Here is a 6374-nt window from a genome sequence, read left to right as displayed (position 1 = left end):
CCCCTGTGAGAGCAGGACGCCGCCTGGCAAGTTAAGACAACTTAAATCATTAAGTTGTCTCAGAGTGTAGACAAACCCCTCTCACGAAAAAAACGTTTACGAAAACGGGGTTTTTGTCTTTTTGTATTAGCTTATTTAGTTGCTTCCTGACTGAAGCAGCACAATATCTTGATTTCTAATTCGGTATTAAAAATGGCTGTCGACTTTGTCGACAGCCTGAGACAACTTAAATCATTAAGTTGTCTTTTTTGTATATAAAAAAGCAAATAAATTGCAATGACCAATCAATTTCCTTTATAATTATCGTCAAATATAGTCAAAGTCAAGGTGGGGAACAGAATGAGAAACGTTTCTGATATTATTGAACAGTATTTGAAACAAGTACTCGAACATAGCGGAAGCGAAATCGTTGAAATTAAAAGAAACGAAATTGCAGAAAAGTTCCAGTGTGTTCCTTCTCAAATCAATTATGTCATTAATACCCGATTCACCATAGAACGAGGTTATCTTGTTGAAAGTAAACGTGGTGGCGGTGGATATATTCGTATTATAAAAGTGACAGTGAGAGAGCAAAGTGATTTAATTGATCAACTTTTGGCGCTAGTCGGAACACGATTGTCTCAATCTAATGGAGAAGATTTTATTTATCGTCTTCTAGAAGAGAAGGTAATTTCTACACGTGAGGCGAAATTAATGATAAGCGTTATGAGCCGCTCGGTGTTGTACATTGAATTACCGGATCGTGATGAGCTGCGAGCACGCATGATGAAATCATTTCTTTTATCTCTTAAATTCCAGTAGGATGGTGAATAATTTGATCTGTCAAGAGTGTCAAGAACGACCAGCAGCGCTTCATTTTACGAAAACAGTAAATGGAGAAAAAACAGAAGTCTATTTTTGTGAAAAGTGTGCCCATGAAAAGGGAGAATATTTATTTGGTGGACATCCGGCACTTTCTCTTAACAATTTACTTAGTGGATTGTTTAATTCAGAATCTCTTTTTTCATCTAATACTACGCCACATGCGGAAGATGAACATTGCGAGAAATGCCATATGACGTTTCAACAATTTTTACAAACAGGCAAGTTTGGTTGTACACATTGTTATACAGCGTTTGATTCCAAGCTTACACCTATTTTAAAACGCCTTCATGGTGGTAATACTAGACATCAAGGGAAAATACCAAAGAGAATGGGCGGTGCGCTTCATTTGCAGAAAGAATTGCAATTGCTGCGTGAACAGCTTAATGAAATGATTGCTAATGAGCATTTTGAGAGAGCGGCAGAAGTTCGTGATCAAATAAGAGATGTAGAGCATAAGTTGTCAGACGAAGGGGGCGGGTCGTAATATGTCATTAGAACGCTTTATTAATCAGCAGACGAGTTCTTGGATGAGTGGGGCGGGTCCGTATTCCGACGTCGTACTTAGTACACGTGTAAGGCTTGCCCGTAATTTTAGTGATGTATGCTTTCCAACCGTTTTTCAGTTAGATGATGGAAAACAGATTGTGGAGCAAATAAATACAGCTACTTCAGAAAAATTGCCTCTTGCATTACTCAAGATGGAGGACCTTTCGCCGCTTCAAAAAAGAGTATTGGTTGAGAAGCATTTAATTAGTCCTCTTTTAGCAGAATCTTCATTGTACGGTGCAGCGCTCATTTCAGAGCAGGAAGACATCAGTATTATGATAAACGAGGAAGATCATCTTCGGATTCAGTGCCTTTCATCTGGTCTGCAGCTACAGGAGACACTGAATGAAGCAAATCGTATTGATGATATGATTGAAGAAAGTGTTCAATACGCATTTGATGAAAAACGAGGTTATTTAACAGCCTGTCCGACAAACGCTGGAACAGGTCTTCGAGCATCGGTAATGATTCATTTGCCGGGACTTGTGCTGACTCGACAAATGAACCGGATTATCCCGGCGATCAGCCAGCTTGGTTTAGTGGTTAGAGGAATTTATGGGGAAGGCAGCGAAGCTTTAGGAAACATCTTTCAAATTTCAAATCAGTTAACACTAGGCAAATCGGAAGCGGATATTATTAACGATTTAGGCAGTGTTGTACATGAGTTGATGACGAGAGAGCAATCAGCACGTGATGCGTTGGTGAAGACTTCTCATATTCAACTTGAAGATCGTATATTCAGAGCATTTGGTGTTTTATCGAACTGCCGCATGATTGAAACGAATGAAGCATTTCAATGTTTATCAGATGTTAGGTTAGGTATCGATATAGGGTATATTGAACATATATCTAAAAGTATTTTAAATGAATTAATGATATTAATGCAGCCCGGTTTTTTACAGCAATATGCGGGTGGACCGCTGCGAGCAGAAGAGCGCGATGTCAGGCGGGCAACACTCATTCGAGAACGTTTAACGATGGAAGTAACTAATTAATATAAGGGGGAAATGAATATGATGTTTGGTCGTTTTACGGAGAGAGCTCAGAAAGTATTGGCACTGGCACAGGAAGAAGCCATCCGGCTGGGTCACAGCAACATTGGTACGGAACATATTTTGCTAGGTCTCGTTCGTGAAGGAGAAGGCATTGCTGCGAAAGCCCTTTATGGTTTAGGTCTTAGTGCTGAAAAAATTCAGGAAGAAGTAGAAGAGTTAATCGGAAAAGGCGACGGAGCTTCGAAAACCGTTCATTATACGCCGCGTGCGAAAAAAGTAATTGAGCTATCAATGGATGAAGCACGTAAATTAGGCCATTCTTACGTAGGTACAGAGCATATTTTGCTTGGTTTGATCCGTGAAGGAGAGGGTGTAGCCGCACGTGTACTTGGAAACCTTGGTGTGAGCTTAAATAAGGCACGCCAGCAAGTACTTCAATTACTCGGAAGCAGTGAGGCTGGTGGAACACAGGGCGGTCAGGCATCGAATGTAAGCACTCCAACACTTGATGGTTTGGCACGAGATTTAACCGTTATTGCTCGTGAGGGAAGCCTTGATCCAGTCATTGGGCGAGGCAAAGAAATTCAACGCGTCATTGAAGTGCTGAGCCGCCGAACGAAAAATAATCCGGTCTTGATCGGTGAACCAGGCGTTGGTAAAACAGCGATTGCAGAGGGTCTTGCTCAGCAAATCATTAATAATGAAGTGCCAGAAACGCTGCGTGGTAAACGTGTGATGACACTTGACATGGGAACGGTTGTTGCCGGAACAAAATATCGTGGGGAATTTGAAGATCGTTTGAAAAAAGTAATGGATGAAATCCGTCAGGCGGGCAATATTATTTTGTTCATTGATGAGCTGCATACATTAATTGGTGCAGGTGGTGCAGAAGGTGCAATTGATGCATCAAACATTTTGAAACCATCTCTAGCACGCGGAGAGCTACAGTGTATTGGTGCAACAACGCTTGATGAATACCGGAAGTATATCGAGAAAGATGCAGCACTTGAGCGCCGATTCCAGCCGATTCAAGTAGACGAGCCGACACTTGATGAATCTATTCAAATTTTAAATGGATTACGTGACCGCTATGAAGCGCATCATCGTGTTGCGATTCTGGATGAAGCGATTGAAGCAGCTGTGAAAATGTCAGATCGGTACATTTCTGACCGTTTCTTACCGGACAAAGCAATTGATTTAATTGATGAAGCAGGTTCAAAGGTACGTCTTCGTTCCTTTACGACACCTCCTAACTTGAAAGAGCTCGAGGTAAAACTTGAGGCACTCAAAAATGAAAAGGATTCGGCTGTTCAAGGTCAGGAATTTGAAAAAGCTGCTTCTTTACGCGATGCAGAGCAAAAATTGCGTGAAGAGCTCGAGCAGACAAAAAACAGTTGGAAAGAAAAACAGGGAACGGAAAACAGTGAAGTAACGATGGAAGATATCGCAATGGTCGTATCGAGCTGGACAGGGATTCCTGTTTCTAAACTGGCGCAGACAGAAACAGATCGTTTGTTGAATTTGGAAGACATTCTTCATTCTCGTTTGATTGGTCAGGAAGAAGCGGTCACGTCGATTTCGAAAGCCGTTCGCCGTGCGCGTGCAGGTTTGAAAGATCCGAAGCGCCCGATTGGTTCGTTTATTTTTCTCGGTCCGACAGGTGTCGGGAAAACAGAACTTGCTAAAGCTCTTGCTGAATCGATGTTTGGCGATGAAGATGCAATGATCCGTATTGATATGTCAGAATACATGGAGAAGCATTCGACGTCGCGCCTTGTTGGCTCGCCTCCAGGTTATGTAGGATATGAAGAGGGCGGTCAGTTAACCGAGAAAATTCGCCGTAAACCGTATTCAGTTATCTTGCTTGATGAAATTGAAAAAGCACATCCGGATGTGTTTAATATTTTACTTCAAGTTCTTGAAGATGGCCGCTTAACTGATTCAAAAGGTCGCACAGTTGATTTCCGTAATACGGTCATTATTATGACATCTAACGTTGGCGCACAGTCATTGCAAAAAAATAAATACGTCGGTTTTAACATTCAAGATACAGCACAAGATTTTAAAGATATGAAAGGGAAAGTGATGGATGAATTGAAACGGGCTTTCCGTCCCGAGTTCCTAAACCGTATCGATGAGATTATTGTTTTCCACGCACTTGAAAAGAAACATTTGAAAGAAATTGTGACATTGATGGCAAATCAATTGACGAAGCGACTGAAAGAGCAGGATATTATTGTTGAATTGACAGAGAAGGCAAAAGAAAAAATTGCTGATGAAGGGTATGATCCAGATTATGGTGCACGCCCGTTGCGCCGCGCCCTACAAAAACAAGTAGAAGACCGGCTTTCAGAGGAGTTACTAAAAGGCAATGTCTTAACAGGCCAGCAAGTGACAGTTGATGTTGATGAAAAAGGCGAGTTTATGGTTCGCACAGCAGCTGGATCCTTGTCGTAAATTTTATGCAGCGGGTCTATGTAGACCCGCTGTTTTTCATTTGAAAGGAGAACATGATTTTGGCTAAAAAGAAAACAAAATTCGTTTGTGGTTCATGTGGCTATGAATCTGCAAAATGGATGGGGAAATGCCCTGGGTGTGGTGAGTGGAATCAGATGGTGGAGGAAACGGCCATTACCGGGACGCCGAAACGGACATTTATGCACACAGAGACAATGATGGCTAAACCATCACGTCTCATTGATGTGGAGACTGCACAAGAGCCTCGCGTTGAAACAGGGTTAAAAGAATTTAACCGTGTGCTCGGGGGTGGTGTCGTTCCAGGTTCACTTGTCTTAATTGGCGGTGATCCAGGTATAGGAAAATCGACGCTTCTTTTGCAAGTATCCTCTCAACTTTCATCAAAAGGAAGCAGTGTATTGTATATCTCAGGGGAAGAGTCTGTGAAACAGACGAAAATGCGGGCATCTCGAATGAATATAAATAATGAAAGTCTTTATATATATGCAGAAACCAACTTACAGCTTATTCATTCAGCGATTGAAGAAATGAAGCCGGAGTTTGTCATTATCGATTCCATTCAAACGATTCATCATCCAGAAGTGACATCGGCACCCGGAAGCGTCTCCCAAGTGCGTGAATGTACAGCTGAGCTGATGCGAATTGCAAAAATGAACGGCATTGCCATTTTTATCGTCGGTCACGTGACGAAAGAAGGCTCGATTGCCGGACCCCGTTTACTTGAGCATATGGTGGATACGGTGTTGTATTTTGAAGGAGAACGTCATCATACATACCGTATTTTGCGCGCGGTAAAAAACCGGTTTGGTTCCACGAATGAGATGGGTATTTTTGAAATGAAAGAGATCGGTCTAGAAGAAGTCGCAAATCCATCGGAAATTTTTCTCGAAGAACGAACGCAGGGGACATCTGGTTCTACGGTCGTCGCATCAATGGAAGGGACAAGACCGGTACTTGTTGAGATACAAGCACTTATTGCCCCAACTGTATTTGGCAATCCGAGGCGAATGGCGACGGGAATGGATCATAATCGGGTAACGCTCATTATGGCTGTTCTGGAAAAGCGGGTCGGACTGTTGTTGCAAAATCAAGATGCGTACTTAAAAGTAGCGGGTGGTGTAAAATTGGATGAGCCGGCGATTGACTTAGCCATTGCTGTCAGTATTGCCTCAAGTTTCCGTGACGAACCGACTGGCGCAGCTGATTGTTTAATCGGTGAGGTTGGGCTGACGGGTGAAGTGCGGCGTGTGTCGCGTATTGAACAGCGTGTAAACGAAGCGGCAAAACTAGGTTTTACGCGCCTTGTCATACCTGCAAATAATATCGGTGGATGGAAAGCTCCAACTGGTTTGGAAATTGTGGGTGTGTCGACTGTTAATGAAGCATTAAAAATCATTTTTGGAAAATAAAAAATGGAACTAAATGCGTTTCAGTTGCGTAATAATAGCGCGGTGCCCAAAACGTGTTTATAATAAAAAGAATAGGGAGGTG

General features: G+C 42.3%; 5 protein-coding genes. All 5 read left to right on the top strand.

Going from position 1 to position 6374, the window contains the following annotated elements:
- Positions 1–339 precede the first annotated feature (339 nt).
- Genes BLL40_RS12945 through radA form a run of 5 tightly spaced genes read left to right on the top strand, consistent with a single transcriptional unit; the run spans position 340 to position 6292 of the window.
- Positions 340–801: a CtsR family transcriptional regulator gene (locus tag BLL40_RS12945; protein WP_073712310.1), complete on the top strand. Its 462-nt coding sequence runs from the start codon at positions 340–342 to the stop codon at positions 799–801.
- Positions 802–814: 13 nt separating this feature from the next.
- A complete protein-coding gene (gene mcsA / locus BLL40_RS12940) occupies positions 815–1348 on the top strand; it encodes a protein-arginine kinase activator protein McsA (protein ID WP_073712309.1) in 534 nt (177 codons plus the stop codon).
- Between the two features lies 1 nt (position 1349).
- Positions 1350–2405 carry a protein-arginine kinase McsB gene (mcsB, locus tag BLL40_RS12935; protein ID WP_073712308.1) on the top strand — a complete coding sequence of 352 codons (1056 nt, stop codon included), beginning with the start codon at positions 1350–1352 and terminating at the stop codon, positions 2403–2405.
- A gap of 18 nt (positions 2406–2423) precedes the next feature.
- A complete protein-coding gene (gene clpC, locus BLL40_RS12930; RefSeq protein WP_073712307.1) occupies positions 2424–4862 on the top strand; it encodes an ATP-dependent protease ATP-binding subunit ClpC in 2439 nt (812 codons plus the stop codon).
- Between the two features lie 59 nt (positions 4863–4921).
- Entirely contained in the window at positions 4922–6292 is a 1371-nt protein-coding gene (gene radA / locus BLL40_RS12925) for a DNA repair protein RadA (protein ID WP_073712306.1), read from the top strand.
- Positions 6293–6374: the final 82 nt, after the last annotated feature.

The sequence above is a fragment of the Domibacillus mangrovi genome (assembly GCF_001906925.1).
Lineage (GTDB): Bacteria > Bacillota > Bacilli > Bacillales > Domibacillaceae > Domibacillus > Domibacillus mangrovi.
The sequence above is the reverse complement of the archived record's forward strand: the minus strand, read 5'-3'. Positions and strand labels throughout refer to the sequence as shown.